A 25472-nucleotide genomic window follows, 5' to 3' on the forward strand; every position below is an offset into this window, starting at 1 on the left:
GGTCGATTCTCGACGCGGCGCGGCTCCCGTACGGTGATATCCGTGGGTGGCGCAGGCGCGAGACTCGGCATCGACTTCGGCACGTCCAACACGGTCGCGGTGCTGGCGCTACCGGGCCGGGAGCCCCGACCGATGCTGTTCGACGGGTCCCCGTTGTTGCGCTCGGCCGTCTGCGCCGACACCGGGGAACGGATGCTGGTCGGACAGGACGCCCTGCACACCTCGATATCCTTTCCACAGTCCTTCGAGCCGTACCCGAAGCGGTGCGTCGACGACGGCACCGTGCTGCTCGGCGAGCGGGAGATAACCGTCGAAGACCTGTTCGCCGTACCTCTGCGGCGGGTTGCGACCGAGGCCCGGCTGAGCACCGGCGAGCCGATCACCGAGGCGGTGCTGACCTTCCCCGCCGCCTGGGGAACCCAACGCCGGGCCACCCTGTTGGCCGCGGCGAACAAGGTACTGCCGACCGTACGACTCGTGGCCGAGCCGGTCGCCGCCGCCAACTACTTCGTCGGAGTCGCCGGGAGCCAACTGCCGGTCGGACAGTGCGCGGTCGTCTACGACTTCGGTGCCGGCACCTTCGACGTCACCGTCGTACGTCGTACCGTCGAGGGGTTCGAGATCCTCGCGACCGAGGGACTCGCCGACTGTGGCGGACTCGACATCGACGCCGCCATCGTGGAGCGGCTCGGCACCGCGATCGGAGCCGGCGACGAGTCGATGTGGAGCCGGCTGACCAGTCCGGTCACCGCCTCCGACCGGCGGGCGAGCCAGCAGCTCTGGGCCAACGCGCGGGCCGGCAAGGAGATGCTGGCCCGTACCACCACGACGGTGATCCACGTGCCGCTGTTCGACATGGAGCTGCCGCTGGGCCGCGAGGAGTTGGAGGAACTGGCCGGTCCGATCATCGCGCGGACCGTCGCGACCACCAAGCGGGTGCTCGGCCGGACGGAGGGTGCGGAGGAGACTCTCGCCGCGATCTTCCTCTCCGGCGGCTCGAGCCGGATGCCGGCGGTCGCCTCCGCGCTGCACCGGGCGCTGGACATCACTCCGAGCGTCGTGGAACAGCCGGAACTGGTCGTGGCCGAGGGCAGCCTGCGGATCCCCGCCACATCCGCCGGGTCTACCGCCGCCCCCGCCGACGGGTCGACGGCGGTGGCCGCCGCCGTTCCGGCCGGGTCGTGGACGTCGAGATGGCGGTCCCGGCGCGTCCGGGTTGCCGGGGTGGCCGTGGCGGTCGTCGGCATCCTCGGCGCGGTCACCGCCATCGCCGCCATCGCCAGCGGCGGCGAGCCGGACCAACCCGGAAGCGGCGCGGGCAATCTGGCGGCGAACGTGTCCTCGACCCCCAGCCCCACCCCGACTCCGTCGGTCACCCCCACGGTGACGGCGAGCGGGGTGGACAGTTGCATGGTCGGCGTCTGGCGCGCGGTGAGCGACCAGAAGACCGGCGAGATCAACAATCGGGAAGTGCAGTACACCGGGCCCGGCGGCACCCTGCAGACCTACACCGCCAACGGCAAGGTGACGCTGGACTTCAACCACAGCAAGGACCTGAGCACAACCGCCAGCGGCGTCAAGTGGCGCCAGCGGACCCGCGGCACCGCGTCGGCCAACGTGTACCACCGCAACGGCTTCGAATACATCAGCAACGTGCGGGCCAAGGGGTCGATGACGCTCTACCGAGGCAGCAGCCGCAACAACAGCGTTCCGCTGACGCTGATCCTGGAGCCGTCCGAGTACATCTGCACCGGGAACACCATGCGGTTCTTCGGCGACGGCGGCTCCAGCGAATGGGTCCGGGTCCGCTGACCACCAGCCCCCGTCGGCGGGCGCCCGCTCAGGACCCCCGCGTCCCGTCGTACGCCTCGCGCGCCTCGAAGACGTCGTCCAGCCTGCCCTCGACCCACCGGGTGATTCCCCACACCTGCTCGGCGACCTCCTGGCCCATCGTGGTCAGGGAGTAGTCGACCCGGGGCGGGATGACGGGTTTGGCATCGCGGTCGACGAAGCCGTCCCGTTCCAGGGTCTGGAGGGTCTGCGCCAGCATCTTCTCGCTCACGCCGCCCACCTGCCGGCGAAGCTCGCTGAACCGGTACGAGCGTTCCCGCAGCGCGGCCAGCACGAGCACGCCCCAACGGCTGGTGACATGTTCGAGCACCACTCTTGACGGGCATTCCGCACGGTTGACGTTCGGCGCAGGTCCGGGCCGCCCGGACGCCGCCGGCCCACCAGCCGGCGACTTCTCCCTTACGTCCACACCAGTACCTTACTTTCAGGTGGGTACTTACGACAACGGCTGTACCGAACGTAGGGTTAGCTACTGGTCCATGAATGGCACATAAAAGCCCGAATCAAACGGAAAGAGCACGTCATGAGCATCGTCGTCACGGGGGCGACCGGAAAACTCGGTCGCCTGGTCATCGCGGACCTGCTTGCCGCCGGCGTACCCGCCGCCCAGGTCACGGCCGTCGCGCGGAGCGAGGAGAAGGCCGCCGACCTGGTGGCCGAGGGCGTGCGGCTGCACCTCGCCGACTACGACCGACCCGAGACGTTCGCGGGGGCGTTCCGGCCCGAGGACCGGGTACTGCTGATCTCCGGCACCGACGTCGGCAGGCGTACGCCCCAGCACGCGGCGGTGATCGACGCGGCGAAGGCGGTGGGCGTGGCCCAGTTGGGATACGTCGGCGCCTTCGGCGGCCCCAAGGCCGACTTCGGGCTCGCGGACGACCATCGGGCGACCGAGCAACTGATCCTCGACTCCGGTCTGCCGTACACCTTCCTGCGCAACAACTGGTACTCCGAGGCGTACGCCGGGGATCTCGGCAACCTCGCCGCAGTGGTGGAGCGGGGCGCCATCGTCAACAACGTCGCTCCGGGGAGCCGGATCGCCACCGCCCCGCGCGCGGACTACGCCGCCGCCGCGGCGGTCGTACTGAACAGCGAGGGCCACCTGAACAAGGCGTACGAGTTGGGCGGCGACACCGCGTGGTCGTTCGAGGAGTTCGCCGCAGAGGTATCCCGACAGACCGGCAGGACGATCGTGCACAACTCCATCACCGCCGCCGAGAACCGCGCGCTGCTCACCAGCGTGGGAGTTCCGGCGCCCTTCGCCGAGATCCTCGTGGAGATCGACGACGCCATCAGCCGGGGCGCGCTGGCCGACACTCCGGGTGACCTGTCCCGGCTCATCGGGCGACCGACGACGCCGATCGCCGACACGATCGCGGCAGCCCTCGCCGAGCGCACGCCCTGAACCGATCCTCGCGGGGGCGTTCGGGCTCCGCATCCGGGGCGTTCGGGCTCCGCATCCGGGGGCCGTGGGGACAGCGACCGTGGCCCGGGTGCCTTAGCGTTCCACCATGGTTTCCACCGGTCAGCTTCCTGAGCTGGTGTTCAGCCTCGTCCTGTCCGTGGCCCTGGCGGCGATAACGCTCGTGGGGCTCTATTGGGTGATCCGGGTGGCGGTCCGGCATGCCATCGAGGATGCCGACCGCCGCCGGACGGGTCAGCGGAGGTAACCCGCTGCCAGGCCGGCCGGATTGCCGGCCCCGACCACGCTCCCTCGATACCACCATCGCGCCCGCTGGATGCCGCCCGATCGCCTCTGCCACCGCTGATCCGGAACCACCGCTGGCGTTGCTGATCCGGCATTACCTCGGTTGTTGCTGATCGGGCACGACCTCTGGCGCTGCTGCCGCCGGCCGGCTGACTCGCCCATGCTCCTGGTCTGCCCCCCGCGACGCGCCCCCTGGTGGCTCGACGCTGTCCATCGCCGGTCCGGTCCCGCCCCGCCCAGACCCGTCCGGAGCGCATCCGCGCCGGATCCGGGCTCATCGGAAGCTCACTGAAGCAATCTTGACGGAGCGATCTACTGGTTTGCTATTGTGCTAGCGACTTAGCAGAAGTGAGATCGCGATGATCGAGTTCCATCTGGACGCCCGCTCGGGCGTCGCGAACTACATGCAACTGATCCACCAGGTGCGCCACGCCATGCGACTCGGCCTGCTGAACGAGGGCGACCGGCTGCCCACGGTCAAGGAGGTCGTCGCGAAGGTGGCGATCAATCCGAACACCGTGCTCAAGGCGTACCGGGAGCTTGAGTACGAGGGCCTGGTGACGCTCCGGACCGGCGTCGGCACCTTCGTGACCCGAACCCTGACCGACGAGTCGCTGGGCGCGCACGGACCGCTACGCCTGAAGTTGCAACAGTGGCTCGCGGAAGCCCGACGGGCCGGGCTCGACGAGGAGAGCATCGAAGCCCTCCTCCTGAGCACGTTCCGCGAGCCCGTCGAGGAGAAGGCATGAGTATGACCACCGTGATCGAGGCCGACGGCCTGGGCAAGCGGTACGGCCGCCGCCAGGCACTCTCCGACTGCACCCTGGGCATTCCGGCGGGACGGGTCGTCGGGCTCGTCGGTCCGAACGGCGCCGGCAAGTCGACCCTGCTGCAACTGGCGAGCGGGCTGCTGTCGCCCACCTCGGGCACGATCAAGGTCCTCGGCGCCAGTCCAGCGAGCACACCGGCCCAGATGGCCAAGGTCGGGTTCGTCGCCCAGGACACCCCCACGTACGCCGGGCTGTCCATCAGCGAGCACCTACGCCTCGGCGCCCGGCTCAATCCCAGCTGGGACGCGGAATTCGCGGCACGTCGGATCAAGCATCTCAACCTGGACCCCGCCCAGCGTGCCGGCCGACTCTCCGGCGGCCAACGGGCCCAGCTCGCCCTGACGCTCGCCATCGCCAAACGGCCCGAACTGCTGCTCCTCGACGAGCCCGTGGCCAGCCTCGATCCGCTCGCCCGGCGGGAATTCATGCAGGTGCTGATGGAATTCACCGCCGAGCAGGGGGCCAGCGTCGTGCTCTCCTCACACCTGGTCGCCGACCTGGAACGAGTCTGCGACTACCTGATCGTGCTGGCCCGGTCGCGGGTCAAACTCGTCGGAGACGTCGACGAACTGCTGGCCAGCCACCACCGCCTCATCGGCGCCTACCGCGAGCCGGCCACCCTCCCCGCCGGCCAAGAGGTCATCCACAGCAGCCACACCGAACGGCAGTCCTCACTGATCGTGCGCAGCACCGCCCCGATCGACAATCCATCGTGGACGAGCCAGCGGATCGACCTGGAGGACCTGGTCCTCGCATACATGGCCGAGGCCGCTCCCGTCGGTTCCACCCCCGTACCGGAGGCACAACGATGATCTGGCTGACCTGGCGCCAATTCCGCATCCAGGCATGGACCGCCCTGGCCGCCCTGGCCGCGCTGGCCGTCGCCCTGATGATCACCGGCCCCGAGCTGACCAGGCTGTACCGCAGCAGCGGACTCGCCGGCTGTCGTACGGACTGTGAGTCGCTCGCCAGCGGGTTCCTCAACCAGGTGATCAACGGTACGACCGGTCCCCTGTACTGGCTCGGCATCGCCGTGATGTTCGTGACGCCCGCCATCATCGGGGTGTTCTGGGGAGCGCCGCTCGTCGCCCGGGAACTGGAAACCGGCACCCACCGGCTGGTCTGGAGCCAGAGCGTCCCCCGGGGCCGGTGGCTGGCGGTGAAACTCCTCTGCGGCGGCCTGGTCAGCATGGCGGCGGTCGGACTGTTCAGCCTCGCCGTGACCTGGTGGGCCGACCCCATCGACAGCGCCTATCTGAACCGGATGTTCCCCGAGATCTTCGCCGCACGCGGAATCGTCCCGATCGGCTACGCGGCCTTCGCGTTCGTCGTCGGAGTGACCGTCGGAATGCTCCTCCGCCGCACGGTGCCGGCCATGGCCGTCACCCTCGTGGTCGTCGCCGCCGCGCAGCTCGCCATGCCGTTCCTGGTCCGGGGGCATCTCATCCAGCCCGTCGAGTTCACGACGCCGTTCCAGACCACAGCCGTGAAATCGCTCCAGATACACGACGACGGAACCATCACCGTGACCGGCAGGGTGTCGCAGCCGGGTGCCTGGGTGGTGTCCAACCGGACGGTCACCCCGTCCGGCGTCACGTTCACCGGGCCCGTCAACACCGAGGCATGCAGCCCAACGGCCTTTTCTCAAGCAGGATGCATGGCCTGGCTCGACACGCTGAACCTCCGACAGGAAGCGGCCTACCAGCCCGCCAACCGCTTCTGGGCACTCCAGTGGTACGAAGCGACGGTCCTACTGGCCCTCGCCCTCGCCCTGGCTGGCTTCTCGTCCTGGTGGATCCGCCGCCGCCTGGCCTGACCAGGACCCATTGCGTCGACCGTCACAGCCGTCGCGTTCCTCCACCAGTCACATTCCCTGCTGGCCGGATGTCATAGCAGTGGGCCCACGGGACCGCTGTTGTACCTGGGAGAACGCCTCCCGGACCGAACGAGTTGGGAGAAGGCAGTGACGTCACCCATTCTGCTCACCGGCGGCACCGGCACCCTCGGGCGCCTCGTCGTGCCGCTCCTCCGGGATGCCGGCCGCGAACTGCGGGTACTGAGTCGGCAGCGCCACGAGCCCGGGGACGGCATCGAGTACGTGACCGGTGACCTGCTCAAGGGTGAGGGGATCGCGCCAGCGGTGGACGGTGCCGAGATCATCCTGCACCTCGCCGGCGGCCCGAAGGGCGATGACGAAGCGACCCGAAACCTGATGCGGGTCGCATCGGGTTCCGGGGTGCGGCACGTGGTGCTCATCTCGGTCATCGGGTCGGACCGGGTCCCGCTGGGATACTTCAGGTCCCAGTTGGGCGCGGAACGGGCCGTCGCCGAGTCCGGCCTGCCGTGGACGACGCTGCGTGCCGCCCAGTTCCACGACATCGTGCTGACCATGATGGAGAAGATGACGAAGTTGCCGGTGATCCCGGTGCCGGGCGGACTCCGGCTCCAACCGGTCGATCCGCGCGAGGTGGCGGCCCGGCTCGTGGAACTGACCCTGGACAAGCCCGCCGGCCTGGTGCCCGATCTGGCCGGGCCGACGGTGTACGGGATGGCCGACCTGAGTCGTGGATACCTGCGGGCGCGCGGCAAGCGCCGGTTGATGATGCCGGTCCGGATGCCGGGGAAGGCCGGCCGCGCGTACCGGGCCGGCGAGAACCTGTCCCTCGACGGGGCCACGGTGGGAAAACGGACCTGGGAGGACTTCCTCGCCGAGCGGGTACGGCCAGGCCGCTAGGAACTTCGACCGCAGCCTTCCGGACGAACGTGTGCCGGGTTGCGATCCCGGCTCGGGGATCGCGACCGCGCTCTCGTACCCGCGGCGGAAAGTGGCGGCGGTTAATCTGCCCAATATGACGGACCTTGCGGGCGTGATCCGATCCCTGCTGTTCAGCCGCTCGATGGAGCCGTCGCCTGTCGCCAGCTCTGTCGAGCGGCTTGACGACGGGACCTTCCACGTCGACTACCACGACCCCGATCACGTCTACCTCGTGACGGTGCGGCAGGTTCCACGGATCCGGATACCGCTCGAGCAAACGGTGCTGGTGGGAGAGGTCGCCGGAGTGCGCGCGGAACTTGTGCAGGTCAGTCTCGCCAACCACGTCGAGGTGGTGCTCGACGCCGAACAGGGCCCGTCCCGGGAGGCAGCGTCGGACGACTTCGCGGCGGCGTACCGCCGGTGGGAGGAGCAGGCCGAGCCCGGTGCGCCGCCGCCCTGGCCCGGGGAACAGTTCGGGAACGTCGCGCTCGCGGTGTCTGACGACATCGGCACTGCCTACCACCTCGTCTCCGGGCAGACCGGAGGCATGGGAACGGAATGGGAAGTACGGTGGTCGTTCCGGCCGACACCGCCGGCAACGGCAGGTCGGCTGACGCTCGACTTCACGCCCCCGGCGGGAGAATCCGTCAGAGTCGAGCTTCCGCTGCCGCCTGCCGACCAGGGTTGATCAGGAGAGTCGTCGTGATCGGCTGTCCGGGCCTGTCCATCGTGGCCGGACCGATGTCGGGGCAGGAAAGGGCCAATCAATCGGTGTCGGGGCCGACCTCGTGCATCGTCCCGTCCGGCCCCAGCCGGAACGTCCGGGGTGGGGCCATGGTCCGTAATCCCTCCGCGATCCTGGCGTCACGCGCGGCCCCTTCATCGCCGGTCGGGTCCGTCACGCGGAAGCCGTGCAGATGAACGGCTTCCGCATCGATGTCGTCCGGCTCGAAATGGCCCTCGACGATGAAGCCGAACAGTGCGCGCAACGCCTCCTCGCCCAGCGCGAGGGGATGGAAAGGCAACGGGTACGGGCCCTGGTCGGGCCAGCCCGGCACGGGTTCGACGGGATGCTCACCCGCCCAGTACGGCCGTTCGAAGTCGTACGGCTCGCCGATGTTCTCCCCGATACCGCCGTCGGGCGACAGGCTCAACGACCTGACCAGCACACCGTCCTCCCAGACCGCGAAACACAGCCAGTCCACGACCGAGTGCATCCCGTGCATGATGATCCGCCTGCCCGCTCCAGCCTGGCGCAGGTGCTCCGGCAACTCGGACGGACGGTCGAGCACGAGCCGCCGGTCGCAATACAGCTCGGCCCCGGCCAGCACGGTGGCGTAGGTGATGTCGTCCGGAGGATAGACGTCGTCGAACAACGTGCTCTCGTCGGCGGGGATGACGACGTAGCCCGGGTGGACCTGACGTACCAGTGCCTCGGTCTCGGCTCGATCCGAGCGCGTCGCGCCACGCAACGCGGGGCGAATGTCTCCCTCGGCGAACGCCAGCAGGGCCGTCTTCGCGCCCATTGTCGCTCCTCCAGATCGTCGGCTATGGACAAGCGCCTGGACACTACTATCTGCCGACGAGCCGTCGAATCATCCGCAGGTCGCTCCACGGAGCGGACGTGTCGTTGGCCGGAAACGAATCGACTAACTCCTGGTTATCGTGTGCCGATGGCTTTACTTCCGGCTGTGGGAGGAGGCGCGGGGGCTGGCGCTGACTCCATCAGGTGGCCTCGCCACTGGCGAGTCGGCCGTACGACCTGCGGCGGTGTCGCTCTGGCTGAACGCTAGCGTTCTCGCAACCGAGGTCGCCGACCGGGCGATCGGCGGCGTTCCGCTGCACACGGCAACCCAATGACGCAAAGCTGTATTCGCTGCTCGACTGCCGTTCTGGCTGATCTTCGAGGTGCCCCCGGCAGGATTCGAACCTGCGACACACGGTTACCAACCGTCACCCTCCCGGACTTGTCATCAGTGATCGCATCTCAGCATTGAGCTGCACAAATGCCGTCCTGCGCTGATCGTCGCTTGTCACTGGTAGTCAATTCTCGGGAGGGGTTTCGGGGGTAAACGGGGGCACCTTGCCCCGGTGCCGTCAGTGAGCGGATGCTGGCGCAGGTTGGTGCCCTGGGTCGTCTTCGTGCCAATCCACGACACAACCGGTCACCGAGTGGGTGCTGGTGTGGCGCAAGGACGCGCTGCGCCAGCGCGGGCGCGGCTTCGTCGAGGTGACGACCGAGCTCGGCCCGCGCGAGTTCGGCACGGTCAGGCAGTAGCACGTTCGGCTACCGGCCGGGCTGGTCGGTGGCTGTACGGCCACGCGGTGGCCTTCTCGTGGAACAACGGCACAAACCCCGCATCACCAAGGCCTGCAGTCGGCGTCGATGATGGCCTGGTGAACTCGGGACGTCTGAGACGTCATGCGTCGGTCGCGACCACGCTGGCCGCGACCGTACGCATAGATCGATCGTGCTATCTCCCGCTGGGCGTACCGGTGACCAGCGGCAGCGAGATCGAGGTACCGGCCAGGTCGACGGTGACCCTGGTCCCGGTGCCGGTTTCGGCGTCGGTGATGTCGTCGTTGGTTCCGGTCAGCACCATGCCCAGCCGGTGCCCTGCCTTGAACTCGTAGTCCTGCGGCAGCATCGACCAGGTGATCTGGTACGACCTACCCGGCGTCAGCGGTGTCGAGTGGCGGAGCGACGTGTGGTTCTGCGCGTCCATAAATCCTCGGGCGACCACCTGGAAGCCGGATGTCACCGTGTTGTCGGCGGCCCGGACGTAGCAGTTGTCGTCATCGGCCGTGCTCTCGCCGACGCAGTCTTCGCCGTCGATGAGCTTGAGGCCCTGCCCCATGGGGTCGGCCCCGTGGATGCGGGTGTCTTGGCCGTAGTCGACGAGCATGACGCCCAGGTTGGCGGTCGGCTTGTCCAGCGTGACCCGCAGGCTCACCGACGGCGTCCCGGACAGCCGCGTCGCGTTCCGCAGCGGTGAAGTCAGGTATGCCAGCCGGTTGGGGTTGGTGGTGCCGGGGTCGCCGACCACCGCGGCCTCGGTCTGCAGGGTGTCGAGGTAGCTGCCGGTGCCCGTCGATGGCGTCCGGTCCAGTGAGCCGTCATGCTGCGGTCGCAGGGTCACCGTCCGCGTCGGCGCCGGCCAGTCGGCCTGGGTGGTCCAGCGGTCCGGACCGAGTTGTACGTCGGCGCGCGGCTGCCGCATGATGTCGTTCGGGACGCCCATCAGTTCGTGGTCGAACCACTTGTGCAGTGTGTTGACCCACGCGTCGCGGCGGGCCCAGAACGGGTCGAGGTGCCCGTACTGTGTCACCCACACCTTGCGTTCCACGTCGCGGGGCAGCCCGGCCCACCACGTGGAGAACTGGTCGGCCATCACGTTCCGGTCCTGCAGTCCCACCACTGGGAAGACACTGGCGCGCACGTTGCGTGCGTTTGACACCGGCCCGGTCCGGTAGTCGAGCTCGTGCCAGTAGGCGTTGTAGTTGCCGGTGGCATCGTCCGAGCCGGCGGTCATGCGCTGGTGCACCGCCGCGCATTTCTCGTCCGGATCCTCGTCGACCATTGTGGCCAGCCACTCCTGCCCGCCCTTGGTATCCGTGAGGGTGCCGTTCGCGCGCCACAGCCCGTACCAGTTGCTCGGCGCCGCGAGCGGCACGATCGTCGCCAGCCCCCGCACCCCGGTGCCGGCGACCCCGATGGCTAGCGCTCCCTCACCGGAGTGGCCAATCATCCCGGTACGCCCGGTGGTCCAGGTGGCTCTCACCGGGTTGCCCTTGTCGTCGAAGGCGGTCGCCCGGCCGTTCAGCCAGTCGATGACCGCCTTGCCGCCCAGCACGTCGGACCGACCGCCTGAGGTCGGGCAGCCGTCCGACAACCTGGTGCCGATCATGTCGACGGACACGAACGCGTAGCCGCGCGGCACGAAGTAGTTGTCGTAGAACAGCGGGAACTTCGTCAGGTTCCCGTTCGCGTCGTAGGTCTTGTGGTCCAGCTCGAAACCGACACCCGGTGCGTCGTAATACGGGCTTTCGTGCATGATCACCGGGACCTTGAGCCCGAAATTCGTCTCTTTCGGTCGGATGATGTCCACCCGGACCAGGTCCTTCCTGCCGTCGCCGTCACTGTCGACCGGTGACTGCACCCGGACGTGCTCGCGGATGGCGTCCTGGTAGGAGAAGACGGGCTGCGTCAGCCCGCCGGAGACTTCGATCGCCGGCTTCGCCGTCGCGGACGCGGCGGGAGCACCGGCGACCACGAGCACGGTCGCGAGTGCGACCGCAGTGAAGGCACCTCGCCGTTTCGAGGTTGACATGGGTACCCCTTTTCTTTGGGTCGGAGATCAGGCACCCGCGCGGCGGATGACGGTGTCGTCGAGCCGTGCGGGCGTAAACCTTGACCTGGTTGTCGAACTCGAGTCAGGGCTTGTCGAAGGTCCAGGTGAGGGTCAAGACACCCTGGCGGGCCTCAGTGGCGTGACGGACAGCCCGGCGAGGCCCGCCGTGCCCGAGTGTGGAACACGGTGCCGATCGTGCTCTGGTCGTCGCCGGCGAGACCGCCGTGTTAGATCACGAGCGTGCCCTGTCGACCGCCCAGCATTGCGTGGATGCGTTCGGAGGCGACATAGCCGGCGCCTGTGGCGCCCTGCGCGGTGAGTACCTCGGCGATCCCGGTGCCCGCCAACGCGCCTCGGTAGACCATGCGGATCACGACCCGGTCAGCCTCGGGCCTTCGGCCGGCTCGTCGTAGAAGGCTTCGTCCCAGCTGTCGATCTCGAACTCGGCCTGGATCGTTCGCGACGTGGTGGTGTCGGTCGTGACTGCGCTCTATTCGACGAGTTGCAGCACGATGCCGATGTCAGGACCCGCTGGAAGTCCCGTGCGGCACAGAAGGCGATCCCTGGTTCGATGTCGGCGACACGGATGATCAGGCTGCGCCGGTTCTCCACCCGGGCGGCGAGGACGGCCTGTGCCAGCAGTCGCGAGCCGACGTCACGGCGGTGCCGGTCGGGGTGGACGTGCAGCTCCATCTCGGCCAGGTGCTCCCGTCCTGTGGGGGGTGAACAGCCGCAGCGGCGACACCGGTGACCGTGCCGTCGGGTTCGGCGGCCAGCCAGAACAGTCGGCGTTGTCCAAACCCGTCGTGGTGAGCTGGGTGTGTACTTGCTCCGGCGTGGGCAACGGCTGCCCGGGAAGGTCGTGCGCCAGCGACGTGGCCAGGACGGTGTGCCAGGGCCGAGTGTGCTCGGCCGGCATCGAGGACAGCGCGTGGATGGTGATCGTGTTTGCCAAGGTGGTTCCTTCTTGTCCTTCGGTGATCGGTACCTGTGGTCATCAGCGAATGCCGATGCGAACGGGTCAGCGCGAGGCCGGAACAGCCTTCTCCGCGGCCCGGCTCACCTGTTCCCAGCCGGCCCAGGTGTCCATGCGTTGCCGGGAGATGGTGAAGGCAAGGTCGTAGACCATGCTGCCCAGCAACAGCCGCAGTGGGGGGTCGTCGCTGGCGACAAGCGTCATCACGGCCTCCGCGGCCAGCCGTGGCTCGCTGTCGATCGAGCCTTCCGCCCACTGCTTCTCCAGTTCCGCACGCAGCGAGTCGTAGACCGGGTTCGGGTTGGTCGCCGTGCTGCTGGTGTAGAGATCGGTCCAGTAGCCACCCGGTTGGACGATGGTGACCTTGACACCGAACCCGGCGGCCTCGGCGGCGAGTGCCTCGCTCATGCCTTCCAGCGCGAACTTGCTGGCGCTGTAGAGCCCGGTGCTGGGGAAACCGCCGAGCGCACCGATGCTGGAAATCTGCACGATGTGCCCGCCGCCCTGGGCCCGCAACTGGGGCAGTACGGCCTGGCTGACCCAGAGCGCGCCGAAGAAGTTGACGTCCAGCTGAGCGCGGGCCTCGGCTTCGGTGAACTCCTCCACCATCCCGGCGGACAGCGCACCGGCGTTGTTCACCACGATGTCGAGTCGGCCGAAATGCGCGACCGCTTCGTCGACCGCCGCGAAGACCGCCGCACGGTCGGTGACATCGAGGCGTAGTGCCAGCAGGCGTTCTGGGTACCGGGCAGCGATGTCATCGAGCGGCGCGACGTCGCGGGCTGCGCCGACGACGCGGTCACCGACGGCGAGCGCAGCCTCGGTAAACGCGCGGCCGAGACCACGGCTGGCTCCGGTGATGAACCAGACCCGGGACACCCGCGACGTCGTGGCACCTGAGGTAGTCATGAAAGCTCTCTCCCTTCGTGAGACGAACCGGTCCGTCTCGTTGCAGACGATAGAGTACCTCGATAAGAGAGCAGTCTGTCAAGACGGACCGTCTCGTCTCACCTCTTGCTAGAATGGGCCCGTGTCGATGAAGGTCGCCCCCGATCCCAGCCGTCGCAGCCATGCCTCGCGGCGAGCGATCCTCGCCGCCGCCCTCGACCTCGTGGGCGAGGTGGGCTACACGAAGCTCAGCATCGAGGGCATCGCCACCGCGGCTGGAGTCGGCAAGCAGACGATCTACCGCTGGTGGCCGTCGAAGGGCTCACTGCTCTTCGACGCCTTCCTCACGCTCGCCGGCGACGAGCAGGACGGTGCGACTGCGGGCCTACCCGACACCGGCGACCTGGAAACTGATCTGAAGCTGGTCCTGCGGACCACCGTCGCGGAACTGAACGACCCGCGCTACGACCTGCCCATGCGCGCGCTGCACACCGAGATCGTCCATGACCCCGCTCTGGCCGCCGACTACGCGAAACGGTTGGACGAGCCGATGCGAGAGCTGAAGAAGGAACGCCTGCGCGCCGCCCAACGGGCCGGGCAACTGGCCGAAGACGCCAACCTCGACGTGGCCGTCGACCTGCTGTTCGGACCCATCCTCAACCGGTGGCTGCAACGCACCGGCCCCCTGACCCCCGAATACGCCGGCCAAGTGGTGGAAACCGCACTGCGCGGACTCCGGCCACGGGAACCGTAGGCCTCGGCGTCCACGTGGGCAACGAGGAACGTTCTCCCGCCGCGACCGCCATCCCCACCGATATGAACCGCATAGGTGCCTCCGAACAGACTCGATCGCCGCAACCTCCGCAGCCGATCCCGTGATGCCCAAGACTCCTCGCCCGCACCGCCGCGATCAACGACGAACACCGCAACGTCCGATAACACGACAGTTATCAACGCCATTTCCCCGGCGCACGACACGCTCGCGGCGCAACTCATCATCGGATTGTCGAAGGAGTTCAAAGTGATTTCGCAGGGGGCAGAAACACAACATCACAACAATTGCGACTATAGCGGATCGGGCGTGGGGCCCTCGATAGACAGGTTCTGGCGAGGGAAACTTACTCGGACGGACGCACATGATCGTCTATCGCGCCACCCTTGACGCCCCCCAGGGAACTCGTACAACACGTGGCGCGGCTGCTACGCGCCGAGCGGTCGGGACGCGATCGGGAACCCACGCCCTGACCTGCCTCTACCAGGCACCACTGATCCTGGTGTGGTTCCGCGAGGGCGAGGACAAGACCACCCTCGGGCTGGATCCGGGGTGTCACGCGCCACCGCCTACCGGTACGTCCCCGAGGCCGTACGGGACAACCCACCTACAACGCTGTTCTTCGATCCCTGCGGTGTCTCGAGGAACGCGGCTTCGCCATTCTCACTGGACGATGGCGCACGCTACGCCACAGCACCGCCAGCCCTCGAAGCGTCGGCGACATCGTCCGCGCCGCCCTCCACCTCACACACTTCGAACACCAATACCTACCGGATTCTTGTCGAGATCAAGTCAGGGAGCCTTTCCCGGTAAAGGTGGTTTTGAGCAGGGAGTTGGCGCGTTCGGCCTGAGAGCGTAGATGGGCGTAAATCAGGTTGCTGGTTTTCCGGTCGTCGGACAGTGTCGTGCTCGCGGCCTGGCCGCACGTCGAAGGTCCACAGCGGCCAGCCGTCGGGTGCGGAGATCGCCTGGATGCTGCCGCCGTGCTGGTGGTGCTTGCTTGACCACCACAGGTCCACCCCGGCAGTGGGGCCTGGTGTGGCGACCCGATGCGTTTCGGTAAGTGTGCCGTCGAGGTTGATGTGGCCGTACCCGGCTGTCTTGGCTGCCGCCAGCGCTGCGTGTGGGCCAGGGCGGTGACCACCCAGAACCCTATGAAGTTGATCTGTGGTAGGACCAACGTTCAGACCGGGGCTCTGCGTCTTCTTGTCGCACCCAACAGGTGTGGGCGTGTCGCGTCGCCATCGCACGACACCGGCAGCTACACCACGTGACCGGCCGTTACCCCGGGATAGCTGCCTGGCTCTCGCCCGGCCAGGCCAGACCCAGCGCGTCGCGCCAACGGGCGCACGGGTCACCGACACCACCAATCTCCCCGTGGGCGAACCTGTCCGCCGCTGCCGCCTGATCGACTGCCGCCACCGGCACGCCGTACCGTGCGGCGATGGTGGCCCGCGCGACCGGTCCGTCGACCAGCACACCAGGATCGTCGCCGGTCGCAGGCTCCTCGATCCCCGGGAGGATCCGGCTCACCGAGGACGGCTCGCCCTCGGTGTAGTACGCGCCGGTGTCCTCGTCCCGAGGATAGGCGAAATAGTGGTAGGCCCGCCGCACGGCGCCGTCGCACGCGTCGATGACGATGTGCTCCGCGCCGTACTCGTCGTGGTCAAGCGCCACGAAGGCATGCGAGACCAGGCCGGTACCCTCGGCGAACTGCACTACGAGGTCGGCGAGTTGCTCGTAGTTGCCATCGGACCACGACTCGATCCGGTAGCGGCCGTGCGAAAGTTCGACGGCTACCGCGTCGACCTGGGGCGCGAACCCTCTCGGCCGCTGCGGCAGTGAACGTGTTCCGGCGCGGAAGGCGACCAACGCCGCTTCGGAGTCCGCGCTCGACACCAGGTCGATCCAGGCCAGCCCCATGAAGGTCGACATGGCGCGGGAGTCTACGTCCACCGGACGCTGAGGTTGGGACTCACCGCCCAGCGTGGATACCGGCGAAAGGCGAAAGGATCAAGACCCGGCGTTCTCCACGACAAGCCCTCATCCTCGAACACGACTACGGTCCCGGTCCCGAATCGGCGTCGGCGATCACACCTGAGCAGAGCGTGGCGGCGACGCGAGCCATATCACGCCTGCGCCTGGCCGCACGTCCCGCCCAGTCCGCGAACACGGCAGCCTAGTCGATCACGCGACGCCACGGGATCGTTACAGGGGATGGCTCAGCGCGACGTTCCCGCCGCTCGCTGCGGTTCAACACCCCTGGCACTGACAGGTTCCACCGATGCCCGAGCCCTACTGCCACTGCTCGTCCTCACGATCCACGTCGGGGATCGGCCCGAGGAGCGCCCACCCCGGCTTCAGTGCCCGGCTGCTCCGGAACCCGTGGTCCTCCGCGAACGCCTCCACGTCCGTGCCGTCGGGTGCGTGCATGATGGTGTAGCGCGGCGGCTCGTCCCCGTAGCAGCGGAAGAACGTGCGCCCGTCGTCTTTCGCCTGATGCACGATCACGTCGGCGCCCGGCAGAGCCGCGAACGTCGCCTGATCGTCCGGGGTCGTCGGCTCACAGGCGTCAGCCCGTCCGGCGTCGCGTACGCAGATCAGCATCAGGCTCCACCCGATCCGTTCGGCCTGCGAGTGGGCGGCCGCCAACTCCCGCATCCGGGCCTCGGCCTTGACGAAGGCCGCCTGCCCGCGATCAAACTCCGTCTCCAGCTCGTCGAACCGTCGGTCGTCGAACCCGGCGCCGAAATGGTATTCCAGTGATCCGACGACGGCGACCCGGCCGGCCAGGAAGAGCGTCGCCACGACGATCAGCGTGACGAGCAGGACCCGGCCCGGCGAGTGCCACCATCTACGCCGCTGTGAGCCGAACGTGGAGCTGTTGTTGATCATTCATTCCTTCGCCGTGAAGTGTCGGCGGGATCGGGCCGGGACTGGCGGGAGCCTGCCGGATCGCCGGGATAGTGTTACAGGACGATGGACGCGCGGCTACCCCGAAATTCGGTCAATCCCGCGCCCCCGGCTGATGTGGGGTCGGCTATCGCCCTCGCACGTTCAAGACATTGCCCGGGATACACACCCTGATCCTGCGGCGTCGGGCGCAGCCCCGATTGCCGCGGCTGGTGTACGCCTTGTCTGCCAGGACCAGGTCAGAGCACGAGCACCGGCTTGACACTCAAAAGGGCATCACCCCAAGGTCAGCAGTGCCGTTGTCGTCTCGTGTTCGGGGGCTCCGACCTCGCTGAACAGTGTGTGTGCCTGCCGCCAGCGAGACCGGGCCAACGGGGTCTTTCCCAGACGTTGGTACGCGCGCCCGGCAGTCAGCAGGGTGCCGGCCTGAGCTAACCGCTGGCCGGCACGCCGCTGCGTCGCCAGCGCCCGTCGGCAGTGTTCCAGGGCCTGCGCCGGGCAGTCCAGGCCGATCGAGCTGACGGCGAGAAGACTTTGCGCCTGCCCGACCGCAAGCGTGTACCCGGACTCGCTGGCCAGGGCCAGCGCGCGGGTGGCGTGTTCGTGGGCGCTGCGGTGGTCGCCGAACGCGAGGTACAGCTCGGACTTGGTCTGCAGTGCCTCGAACCGGCGGCGGTGGTACCCGATGCGTTCGACGGTCTCCAGCGCGGCATCGAGTCGCTTGGCGGCGCTTTCCAGATGGCCCTGCCTGATTTCCACGCTGGCGAGGCCGATGTGTGCGGAGACCTCATGGCGGCTGTCGGACAACCGCTTGGCGATGTCGAGGCTGGTGGTGAACGCCACCGTGGCTGCGTCGTACCGTCCCGCGTCGCGGTGTACCAAACCGAGGGCGGTCAGTAGGTCTGCTTCCTCGTGTCGCGCGCCGATGCCTCGACAAATCGACAGGCTCTCCAGGAGGGTGTGGAGCGCGGGCTCGAGGCGGCCCTGGTGCCGACGGACCTTGGCGAGGACGATGAGGGCGACGATCTCGCCTTGGCGCCGGCCGCTGCGGCGGAGCAACGGCAGCGCGCGCTCGCAGTATTGGGCCGCCTGGGTTAGAGCGCCGACAGCTTCGTAGGTGCCGGCCAAATTGGTGAGCGAGCGAAGTTCACCCACCTCGTCCCCAATCTCTCGGCTGACCGCCAGCGCCTGCTCAAGTCGGCGGATCGCCGGCCAGAGCTGACCGAGTTGGACCAGCGCGATGCCGGTGGTGCACATCGCTGCGATCTGTCCCTGCTGCCACGCCGCTTGCTGGAAGAGCGCCGCCCCGGTGTCGAACTCGTCGATTGCCGCCTGGAACTCCGCGGTACGCCACAGGCGTAGAAATCCCACACTGTGCCGCATCGTAGCCTCGCCGAGCAGGTCGCCGGCCCGTTGCGCGGCTACCAGGCCGGTATGAGCAATCGACAGTGCCTGCGTCAGCGGCGCCTGCAGCTGTATGAAGGCCCGCAGGGCGTCGACCAGGTGCCAGGCCGTCCGGTCCCGGCCCGAGGTCGCGGCGTAGTCCACGGCCGCGACCAGGTTTGCCCACTCGGCGACGAGCCATTGGCGGGCCTGATCCTCGTCGGCGATTTCGATCGGCGTCACACCGGCCGGCAGTGGATCACGCGGTAGCTGCGGCCACGGCGATCCGCTGAGTACCGCGCCGGCCCGGTCCGCGGTGTGCACGTAGAAGGCAAGCAAGCGGTCGATTGCGGTGTCGCGGTCGGCCGCTCTCTCGTACGTTGCGGTCAGTGCGGCGGCGTACTCCAGCAGCAAATCGTGGGCGGCCAGCCGGTTGTCGGCGGCTACCGTCACCAGGTGGAGCCGGGCTAACACGTCGGCTAGCGGTTCGACGTCGGCGGCAGACAGGCCAGCGAGCGCCGCCGCGGCGGCGAAGCTCAGCCCGGTCGGCGCCGGTACCAGGCTCACGAACCGGAACAGCCGTCTGACCGGCGACGCGAGAGCCTGGTATGACAGGTCGAACGCACCGCATACCGTTGCGTTCTCGTCACCGTCGATTCGTAAATGGGTCATCCGACCGCGGGTAGCCAGTTCCTCGACCTGGCGACGTAACTCGAGGTTCGGGCGGTCCACCAGCCGGGCGCCCGCGATACGCAGCGCCAGCGGGAGACGGCCGCACAGCTCGGCCAGTTCTGCCGCGGCGTGTGGGTCTGCCCCGACCCGGTCCGCGCCCACGACATGGGCCAACACGTCGACGGCGTCGCCCGGGGGCAGCACGTCCAGCGTCAGCCGGTGGGCGCCGTCCCGCGCCACCAGTCCGCTGAGCCGGTCGCGGCTGGTGACCAGGACCAGACACCCGGGATCACCCGGTACCAGTGGACGCACCTGGTGCGCGTCGGCGACGTTGTCGAGGAGTACCAGAACCCGCCGGCGGGCCAGCATCGATCGGTACAGCGCGGTCTGCGCCTCGATGCGGACCGGAACCCGGTCGGCGGCCACGCCCAGGGCGCCGAGCAACAGCGGCAACGCCTCGGCCGGCGTCGTCTGCGGACCGGTGTGGAAGCCGTGCATGTCCACGAAGAGCACGCCGTCGGGGAACCGCGCCGCCGCGCGGCGCGCCCAGCGCACCGCGAGCGTCGTCTTGCCCACCCCCGCCGCACCGGTGATCACATAAATCCTCGTAGCGCTGGCTTCGCCAGCCAGTACCGTGTCGAGCTGCTGTATGTACCCGTCACGGCCCACGAAGCCGGCGGGACCCGGTGGAAGCTGTGCCGGTACGACCGGCGCGGTCGGGGGTGGGTTCGGCTGTTCGGATTCCGCGTCGGTATTCGGACTGTGGGCGATGACGGACGCCTGCGCCGCACGCAACTGCGGTCCGGGCTCAACGCCGAGCTCGGTGACGAGTAACCGGTGGGCCCGTCGGTAGGCCTCGAGCGCGTCGGCGTGGCGGTCGCAGCGGTGCAGCGCCGTGACGAGCTGGCTGTGTAGCCGCTCCCGCAGCGGGTGTTCGCACGTCAGCCTGGACAGTTCCGGAACCAGGTCGGCGTGCCGGCCGGCGTCGAAGTCCGCATCGATCCGGTCTGAGATCGCGGCCAACCGCGCCTCCTCCAGGCTGCCGCACAGCCGATCCCGCACGGCGGCGTCGGCGGCATCGGCGAGCGCCGGTCCGCGCCAGAGATTAAGCGCCTCCGCCAACTGTGCCGAACGCAGGGTCGGCTCCCTGATCGCTCGTGCCCCGTGGACCAACCCGACGAAGCGGTGCAGGTCGACCGACTCCGGTGGGGCCGCCAGGAGATACCCGCCGCCACGGGCGAGCAGCCGCACCGGCTCGTCGGGGTCGTCGCTCACCGCCGATCTGAGCGCGCTGCGTACGCGGGACATCATGCTCTGCAACGTTGTTCTGGCTGACGTGGGCGAAGCGTCGCCCCACACCAGAGCGATGAGGCGCTCGGCGCTGACCACCCGTTGCGGTTCCAGGAGTAACACCGCCAGCGCGAGGCGTTCCCGACGCCGTCCCAGCCGGATCACGTCACCGCTGGCGGAACGGATCTCCACCGGACCCAGCAGCCGGAACTCCACGCCGCCACAGTACCGCCCGGGCTGGATGGCAGGAATCTGGGCGGCGACTGACATGAAAATGTCATGCCAGCTAGCCGAAGGTACAGATCCGTTCGGGTCCAGACGGGAATCGGAGGTGATCCGGATGCAGCGCGACACTCCTTGGGGCCGTAGCGATACGTGAGGGCGGTCCGGCCGATGGCTGGTTCACCCCTTGGCGGCGCCGCCCATCGTGAGGAGTGGTACGCGTGGCTGAGCCCGCGGTCGAGGGTTCTGGCGATGCCGTGGCGTTGGCCGACCGGCCGGCCACCTACAGGGAGGTCTTCGGGGTCTCGGAGTATCGCGCTGTTCGCAGCTGCGGCGCCGATTCATCGATGGCATTCCTGCACGATTCCCGTCAATCAATCGAGGTGGCAGGCTCATCTCGTAGTCACGCATGGCGAGGCGACGTGTTCGCGCCCGTCGACAGCAGTCGGGTTCCTGAACGCCGTACATGTCAAAGATCGAGGAAATCCAGATGATCCGGAAAATCTTTAGGGCCGCCGTCACCGTATCCGCAGTGGTGCCACTGGTCCTCGCCGCCGCTCCGAGCCCCGCTTCCGCAGACAACGACGGATACGTGTGGGCCTGCTGGGCGGCGCCGGGCGGCAACATCAACGGTGGGTGCGTAAAGTTCCACCAGCACGGAGAGATCCTGGAGGTCCGGGACCACCTGTCCGAAGGCTGGGGAACCCGCGGGCAGATCCAGAAGCTGACACCCGACTCCCACGGCGTCTATCACTGGGTCAACCACAGCCACAACTGCTTCGACGACACCAGCATCGGCAACGCCGGACTTGGGGCCACCACGTGTAACTACGCCATCAACGATGGCATCGTCGTTCGTGTCCACGTCTGGGCCTCCAGAAGTGGTGATACCCGATACGACATCTACAGCCCGGAAATTCGCGCCTGAATGTCGAAACCCTTCGGTTCGATGTTCGCTCGCGGCCGTGTCGGCTACATGTTGGACCCGGCGCATGACCACGCCGTGGTGAGCGCGCTGTAGACCGCGTCGAGGGCGACAGGCGGACGGTGCGGCCAGCGTGCTCGTCGACCGCTCGCTGGCCCACGGCGTCCGACGCGCGGCACGGCGACGACGATCCGGCACTTCAGAAAGAGCGGTATGAACACGGCCGCGTCGAAGACGTTGATCCGGTCCATCAGCCGGATCCTCGTCGGGCACCAGCGGTTTCAAGCCTTCCCTAAGACGGTGGGCCCCCGCTGGCATATCTTCCGGAACCCACAGGAGACGCCGATCAATCGGCCGACCTTTCCAGCGTTACGGCGGCCTTGAAACCTACTGCAAAGGAGATTCACCGTGCGTACACCCCGACGAGGTCTACTCGCTCTGGCCACCGTGGCCGGCGCGGCCTTGGCCTTGATCATCCCCTCGGCTGCCTCTGCCGCCTACTACGGATCGGAGACCGACTACGCCCTGTCGTCCAGCGGCCCGACCGACGGCTACGAGTGTGTCGAAGGCACTGGTGTCATAGCCTGCTTCCGGGCGTATGGCGATGTGTTTTACGTCAAGGACACCAAAGCGGACGGCTACTCTGCTGTAGCCGAATGGCACATGCTCGGCTTTGCAACCAGGACCGGTTCCTGCGTCAACAAGTTGGGCGAGGGCGAGTGGGGGATCTGCAACAAGAACCTCACGGAGGGCAGGGAACTCGTGCTCACGGCCGCACGCTACAACAGCGGCAACTTCGTCGACTACGGCTCTCGTGAAACCCTCTATACCTGATAGCGTGCGGATCCGCGCTGCGCGCTACGACAACCGCAATCCTACCGGTCAACGCGGTGAGTGGGCCCCAGGAAATCCGCCGTCGCACCGAGGCCCTTCACGCCCTCGCAGGGTTGAGGCGTCCAACTGGACCGGATCCAACACCAGAGCGGGTTACCCGGCTGTGTAGTAAATGTGAAGGTGTCCTCTGACCAGGGAGAGTCCCAGCAATGAAACGTCGAGTTTTCGCCACGATCGCTTCAACAACAATCCTGACCCTGCTTGCGGTGTTCGGTATCGGTAGCGCGGCGCACGCCAAGGTTACAGAGTTCTGCAACATGCCGTTCAGCAAGGCAGGATTCGCGTGCTTCTACTCCGACGGCGACTGGTTCAAGGTCGGCGACAACTACGCGGACGGCCTCCGAGCGGTCGTCGTCTGGGTCACCGACTACGGCCGCCGCGGCGAATGCCACGACGCGGACGGCGCCTCCAACGGCTACACGTGGTGCAACTTCGACCTCGCCGAAGACCGCATCGTCTTCTTCTCGGTCGTGGCCCGCAACGGCGCGGACGGCGCCGACCAGTACCCGTCGAACGTGGTGCTCGCCTATACCTCCGGCCGCTAGACGCGTCGACCAAACCCACGACCGGCGGCGCCTGGGGAGAGGCCCGCCGCCGGTCACGATCATGCAGCTATCACACATGAACGACCAGACGCTCATACCGATCACAGGCAGTTGACCGAATTTGGGTACCGGTTGCAGGGACGACGCCGGGACGGCCACCCCCAGGCAAAAGGGGGCATTCACGGACTACCCCGCGGCCCTGGGCCGCGGTGCTTGGCCGAGGGCCGGACCGAATCCCGTGACTGCACCGTCCACAACTGAGACCGGCCTCGAGAGTCAATCAAGATCGGCACGACGCATCGACATTCATCAGTATGTCGAGCGGCATCCAATGTAAAGCGATACCACCACGAAGGAGTCCACCATGCGTACACCCCGTCGCGGGCTACTCACGTTGGCCGCCATGGCCGGCGTAGCGGTAGCTCTGCTGACCCCCACCGCCGCTTCTGCCGCGTACGCCGGTTCGGAGACCGACTACGCCGCGGCTTCCAACGGCCCGACCAATGGGTACGTATGCATCGGGCATACCGGCGTCACCGCCTGCTTCAAACCACTCGACGATTTGATCTACGTCAAGGACACCGAGGCGGATGGATACGCCGCGGTAGTCGAATGGAGCGCCGATGCCCCCTGGGACAACTACAGGTCAGGTTCCTGCGTCAACAAATTGGGCGCGGGCAACTGGGGGGTTTGCAACAAGAACTTCGTCGAAGACGGAAACATAAGCATCAACGGCGCACGCTACAACAACGGCAACCTCGTTGACGACGGGGACTGGATAACACTGACGACCTGACGTGTCGTTCCGGCGCTGTTGCTGTTCTCGTGCCAGCCGTGGCACCCGGCCAACGCCCTGGGCCGACTGCCCGACCTGCCGCTGATCGAGGGCACCGTCATCCGCCTGGGCTGGACCCGCCCGAAGATCCGCACCCCACAGGCAGCGGACCGGTGGACCTGGATGATCATCGCCATCCACACCCAGCTACGCCTGCCCGGCCCCTCGCCCGAGACCTACGCCATCCCTGGGAGAAACCGGCACCACCCGAACGCCTCACACCCGCCCGCGTTCGCCGAGGATTTCGGCACCACCGCGCGACAAGCGCGAGGCTGTCGCATAGCTTCTGATCATCAGCTGTCAAGAAATCTTCTGCCTGGTGTCATGCCGGAACATCTACTCGCCCTGGCCGCCGTGGCCGGCGCGGCGTTGGCCTTGATCATCCCCTCTGCGGCGTCTGTCGCATACTACGGATCGGAGACCGATTACGCGCTTTGGTCGATAAATTTCGAGCCCGCGGACGTATGCGCCGAGACGCTTACCGTGGATGTCTGTTTCGTGGCGTGCGGCGATGTTCTCTTTGTTCAGGGTCGTTCGAGAGACGGGAGATCAGGGGTTCCGAATGGCAGCACAATGCCGGCAGGACCGGGAGCCGCGTCCATAACTTGGGGCGTCGCAGTCGTGGGAAAGTTGCAACAAGAATTTCCCGGAGAGTGGGAGCGTACCTATCTGCGCCGCACTCTACGACAACGGCAATCCTACCACCCAAAAGGATGAGTGGAGCGAATGGTATTAGTAACAATGCCCTAGCCGCAATACCGGTCACGTAGCTCCTCGTTGTCCGGTTGATCGGTGTTGTTTTGGTAGTGGAGACGGGCGTGATGCGGGTCCGGATTTGTTGCGAGGACGTTCCCCGCGCGGCCGCCGCGGTGGTGTGGTGACGGGAGGCGGAGTACGCGGCGGGTCTCACCCACGAGGTGCGGCGGCTGCAGTACGAGTGGAGCCCGGCCGACGGGGTACCCAGGCCAAGCGGGCGGCTGGTCTTCAGGCCCGAGCCCGACGACGCGGTGATGCTCGAGATGTTTCGACGTATCGCAGCGGCAGCCTCGACGCCGAGACCCGCAGGAACTTCGCGGCTGTCGCCGCCACGGCGACTGCGCGCAAGGAGCTGGCGTTCTATCTCCCTGGCCAGGACGCTGGAGTTTGGCCAGGACCCGGTCGGCCTCTTGTGGCCGAGTTCGTAGTGAATCTTCGGGGCGCGTTGCCAGGCATGGCGAGCGGAGTCGAGGTCGCCGATCGCGTGGTGGGTGTCGCCGAGTCGGTCGAGGGTTCGGGCCGCATTGTGCAGTTCCCGGAGTTGGGCATGTCAGGCAATGTCGGGTGTTGGCTGCTTGTGGCCGGATGAAGCGTTCGTTAAGGGCGGGTTCCTGGGCACCCCCTGTCGACATGTCCGGTTTTCCGGCCTTGCCAGCCGGCAACGCTGGTCCGCGACGGACGACGCGCCGTGGTCAAGACGTCCCGGTCCAGCATCTAGCTTGCATCCGGCCCGGGCGTTGCTGACCTACTGAGCACCTACCTGCACAGCATTGTGGCAGCGCAGTCGATGGCCCGACGCGGTCCTCGGTCGACGCAACGATGACGCCGTCTAGGTTCTCTGCGAGAAGCTGACCGATAATCTGTGGTGTTACGATCGATAATCTGGTTGTTATGGGGGTTGGGGT

Annotated in this window: 22 protein-coding genes, 1 tRNA gene and 2 pseudogenes; 14 read left to right on the forward strand and 11 right to left on the reverse strand. The window is 67.4% G+C overall.

The window, feature by feature from the left end; all coding sequences use genetic code 11:
- Positions 1-42 precede the first annotated feature (42 nt).
- A complete protein-coding gene (locus tag ACFP2T_RS26875) occupies positions 43-1812 on the forward strand; it encodes an Hsp70 family protein (RefSeq protein WP_377426136.1) in 1770 nt (589 codons plus the stop codon).
- A 28-nt stretch (positions 1813-1840) separates the two neighbouring features.
- On the opposite strand, the gene ACFP2T_RS26880 is transcribed toward ACFP2T_RS26875, so the two are convergent.
- Complete coding sequence (locus ACFP2T_RS26880) at positions 1841-2164, reverse strand: winged helix-turn-helix transcriptional regulator (RefSeq protein ID WP_377426138.1); 324 nt, start codon at positions 2162-2164, stop codon at positions 1841-1843.
- A gap of 210 nt (positions 2165-2374) precedes the next feature.
- Here ACFP2T_RS26880 and ACFP2T_RS26885 point away from each other — a divergent pair, with 210 nt between their 5' ends.
- The 7 genes from ACFP2T_RS26885 (at position 2375) to ACFP2T_RS26915 (ending at position 7832) form a co-directional block, all read left to right on the forward strand.
- Entirely contained in the window at positions 2375-3256 is an 882-nt protein-coding gene (locus ACFP2T_RS26885; RefSeq protein ID WP_377426140.1) for an SDR family oxidoreductase, read from the forward strand.
- A 106-nt stretch (positions 3257-3362) separates the two neighbouring features.
- A complete protein-coding gene (locus tag ACFP2T_RS26890) occupies positions 3363-3521 on the forward strand; it encodes a hypothetical protein (RefSeq protein WP_377426142.1) in 159 nt (52 codons plus the stop codon).
- Positions 3522-3918: 397 nt separating this feature from the next.
- A complete protein-coding gene (locus ACFP2T_RS26895; RefSeq protein WP_377426144.1) occupies positions 3919-4308 on the forward strand; it encodes a GntR family transcriptional regulator in 390 nt (129 codons plus the stop codon).
- Between the two features lie 2 nt (positions 4309-4310).
- The gene (locus ACFP2T_RS26900) at positions 4311-5201 is read left to right on the forward strand and encodes an ABC transporter ATP-binding protein (RefSeq protein ID WP_377426255.1); all 891 of its coding nucleotides are present in this window, start codon (positions 4311-4313) and stop codon (positions 5199-5201) included.
- Positions 5198-6205: an ABC transporter permease subunit gene (locus ACFP2T_RS26905; protein ID WP_377426147.1), complete on the forward strand. Its 1008-nt coding sequence runs from the start codon at positions 5198-5200 to the stop codon at positions 6203-6205. Before ACFP2T_RS26900 ends, ACFP2T_RS26905 begins: the two co-directional genes overlap by 4 nt.
- A 147-nt stretch (positions 6206-6352) precedes the next feature.
- Complete coding sequence (locus ACFP2T_RS26910) at positions 6353-7123, forward strand: SDR family oxidoreductase (protein ID WP_377426149.1); 771 nt, start codon at positions 6353-6355, stop codon at positions 7121-7123.
- Positions 7124-7238: 115 nt separating this feature from the next.
- A complete protein-coding gene (locus tag ACFP2T_RS26915; RefSeq protein WP_377426150.1) occupies positions 7239-7832 on the forward strand; it encodes a hypothetical protein in 594 nt (197 codons plus the stop codon).
- A gap of 76 nt (positions 7833-7908) precedes the next feature.
- Here ACFP2T_RS26915 and ACFP2T_RS26920 read toward each other — a convergent pair whose 3' ends face one another.
- From ACFP2T_RS26920 to ACFP2T_RS26940, 5 genes are all read right to left on the reverse strand, one after another.
- Positions 7909-8670 (reverse strand): DUF6928 family protein, encoded by a 762-nt coding sequence (locus tag ACFP2T_RS26920; RefSeq protein ID WP_377426152.1) that lies wholly within the window; start codon positions 8668-8670, stop codon positions 7909-7911.
- A 386-nt stretch (positions 8671-9056) separates the two neighbouring features.
- Positions 9057-9144, reverse strand: a tRNA-Thr gene (locus tag ACFP2T_RS26925).
- A gap of 474 nt (positions 9145-9618) precedes the next feature.
- Positions 9619-11475 (reverse strand): CocE/NonD family hydrolase, encoded by a 1857-nt coding sequence (locus ACFP2T_RS26930; protein WP_377426154.1) that lies wholly within the window; start codon positions 11473-11475, stop codon positions 9619-9621.
- A 248-nt stretch (positions 11476-11723) separates the two neighbouring features.
- On the reverse strand, positions 11724-11990 hold the full coding sequence (locus ACFP2T_RS26935) for a DUF3224 domain-containing protein (protein WP_377426257.1): 267 nt from the start codon (positions 11988-11990) through the stop codon (positions 11724-11726).
- A 527-nt stretch (positions 11991-12517) separates the two neighbouring features.
- Positions 12518-13381 (reverse strand): SDR family oxidoreductase, encoded by an 864-nt coding sequence (locus ACFP2T_RS26940; RefSeq protein ID WP_377426157.1) that lies wholly within the window; start codon positions 13379-13381, stop codon positions 12518-12520.
- A gap of 127 nt (positions 13382-13508) precedes the next feature.
- On the opposite strand from ACFP2T_RS26940, the gene ACFP2T_RS26945 reads away from it, so the two are divergent.
- Complete coding sequence (locus ACFP2T_RS26945) at positions 13509-14114, forward strand: TetR/AcrR family transcriptional regulator (RefSeq protein ID WP_377426259.1); 606 nt, start codon at positions 13509-13511, stop codon at positions 14112-14114.
- 917 nt (positions 14115-15031) lie between these two features.
- Here the strand turns inward: ACFP2T_RS26945 and ACFP2T_RS26950 are convergent.
- The 4 genes and pseudogenes from ACFP2T_RS26950 to ACFP2T_RS26965 form a co-directional block, all read right to left on the reverse strand.
- Positions 15032-15283 (reverse strand): annotated as a pseudogene (locus ACFP2T_RS26950) (transposase family protein); the annotation flags it as partial.
- 130 nt (positions 15284-15413) lie between these two features.
- Positions 15414-16067 carry a hypothetical protein gene (locus tag ACFP2T_RS26955; protein WP_377426159.1) on the reverse strand — a complete coding sequence of 218 codons (654 nt, stop codon included), beginning with the start codon at positions 16065-16067 and terminating at the stop codon, positions 15414-15416.
- A 360-nt stretch (positions 16068-16427) separates the two neighbouring features.
- Positions 16428-17027, reverse strand: coding sequence for a hypothetical protein (locus ACFP2T_RS26960; RefSeq protein ID WP_377426160.1), 600 nt, complete (start codon positions 17025-17027; stop codon positions 16428-16430).
- A gap of 294 nt (positions 17028-17321) precedes the next feature.
- Positions 17322-20606 (reverse strand): AfsR/SARP family transcriptional regulator, encoded by a 3285-nt coding sequence (locus ACFP2T_RS26965; protein ID WP_377426162.1) that lies wholly within the window; start codon positions 20604-20606, stop codon positions 17322-17324.
- Positions 20607-21078: 472 nt separating this feature from the next.
- On the opposite strand from ACFP2T_RS26965, the gene ACFP2T_RS26970 reads away from it, so the two are divergent.
- Positions 21079-21540, forward strand: a complete 462-nt coding sequence (locus ACFP2T_RS26970; protein ID WP_377426164.1) for a hypothetical protein — start codon at positions 21079-21081, stop codon at positions 21538-21540.
- 44 nt (positions 21541-21584) lie between these two features.
- On the opposite strand, the gene ACFP2T_RS26975 is transcribed toward ACFP2T_RS26970, so the two are convergent.
- Positions 21585-21788 (reverse strand): hypothetical protein, encoded by a 204-nt coding sequence (locus ACFP2T_RS26975; RefSeq protein WP_377426166.1) that lies wholly within the window; start codon positions 21786-21788, stop codon positions 21585-21587.
- A 157-nt stretch (positions 21789-21945) separates the two neighbouring features.
- On the opposite strand from ACFP2T_RS26975, the gene ACFP2T_RS26980 reads away from it, so the two are divergent.
- The 4 genes and pseudogenes from ACFP2T_RS26980 to ACFP2T_RS26995 all read left to right on the forward strand — a co-directional run.
- Positions 21946-22371: a hypothetical protein gene (locus ACFP2T_RS26980; RefSeq protein WP_377426168.1), complete on the forward strand. Its 426-nt coding sequence runs from the start codon at positions 21946-21948 to the stop codon at positions 22369-22371.
- 209 nt (positions 22372-22580) lie between these two features.
- Positions 22581-22976 (forward strand): hypothetical protein, encoded by a 396-nt coding sequence (locus ACFP2T_RS26985; RefSeq protein WP_377426170.1) that lies wholly within the window; start codon positions 22581-22583, stop codon positions 22974-22976.
- Between the two features lie 364 nt (positions 22977-23340).
- The gene (locus ACFP2T_RS26990; RefSeq protein ID WP_377426173.1) at positions 23341-23772 is read left to right on the forward strand and encodes a hypothetical protein; all 432 of its coding nucleotides are present in this window, start codon (positions 23341-23343) and stop codon (positions 23770-23772) included.
- A 105-nt stretch (positions 23773-23877) separates the two neighbouring features.
- Positions 23878-24080, forward strand: a pseudogene (locus ACFP2T_RS26995) (NF041680 family putative transposase); the annotation flags it as partial.
- Between the last annotated feature and the right edge of the window lie 1392 nt (positions 24081-25472).

The organism is Plantactinospora solaniradicis, from assembly GCF_042658085.1.
GTDB classification, from domain to species: Bacteria; Actinomycetota; Actinomycetes; order Mycobacteriales; family Micromonosporaceae; genus Plantactinospora; species Plantactinospora solaniradicis.

Coding starts and splice junctions, on each gene's coding strand:
- ACFP2T_RS26905 (WP_377426147.1), top strand. CDS start 5,198: ATGATCTGGCTGACCTGGCGCCAATTCCGCATCCAGGCATGGACCGCC.
- ACFP2T_RS26985 (WP_377426170.1), top strand. CDS start 22,581: ATGAAACGTCGAGTTTTCGCCACGATCGCTTCAACAACAATCCTGACC.
- ACFP2T_RS26990 (WP_377426173.1), top strand. CDS start 23,341: ATGCGTACACCCCGTCGCGGGCTACTCACGTTGGCCGCCATGGCCGGC.
- ACFP2T_RS26960 (WP_377426160.1), bottom strand. CDS start 17,027: ATGATCAACAACAGCTCCACGTTCGGCTCACAGCGGCGTAGATGGTGG.
- ACFP2T_RS26885 (WP_377426140.1), top strand. CDS start 2,375: ATGAGCATCGTCGTCACGGGGGCGACCGGAAAACTCGGTCGCCTGGTC.
- ACFP2T_RS26900 (WP_377426255.1), top strand. CDS start 4,311: ATGACCACCGTGATCGAGGCCGACGGCCTGGGCAAGCGGTACGGCCGC.
- ACFP2T_RS26940 (WP_377426157.1), bottom strand. CDS start 13,381: ATGACTACCTCAGGTGCCACGACGTCGCGGGTGTCCCGGGTCTGGTTC.
- ACFP2T_RS26945 (WP_377426259.1), top strand. CDS start 13,509: ATGAAGGTCGCCCCCGATCCCAGCCGTCGCAGCCATGCCTCGCGGCGA.
- ACFP2T_RS26970 (WP_377426164.1), top strand. CDS start 21,079: ATGTCAAAGATCGAGGAAATCCAGATGATCCGGAAAATCTTTAGGGCC.
- ACFP2T_RS26915 (WP_377426150.1), top strand. CDS start 7,239: ATGACGGACCTTGCGGGCGTGATCCGATCCCTGCTGTTCAGCCGCTCG.
- ACFP2T_RS26920 (WP_377426152.1), bottom strand. CDS start 8,670: ATGGGCGCGAAGACGGCCCTGCTGGCGTTCGCCGAGGGAGACATTCGC.
- ACFP2T_RS26930 (WP_377426154.1), bottom strand. CDS start 11,475: ATGTCAACCTCGAAACGGCGAGGTGCCTTCACTGCGGTCGCACTCGCG.
- ACFP2T_RS26890 (WP_377426142.1), top strand. CDS start 3,363: ATGGTTTCCACCGGTCAGCTTCCTGAGCTGGTGTTCAGCCTCGTCCTG.
- ACFP2T_RS26975 (WP_377426166.1), bottom strand. CDS start 21,788: ATGGACCGGATCAACGTCTTCGACGCGGCCGTGTTCATACCGCTCTTT.
- ACFP2T_RS26895 (WP_377426144.1), top strand. CDS start 3,919: ATGATCGAGTTCCATCTGGACGCCCGCTCGGGCGTCGCGAACTACATG.
- ACFP2T_RS26955 (WP_377426159.1), bottom strand. CDS start 16,067: ATGTCGACCTTCATGGGGCTGGCCTGGATCGACCTGGTGTCGAGCGCG.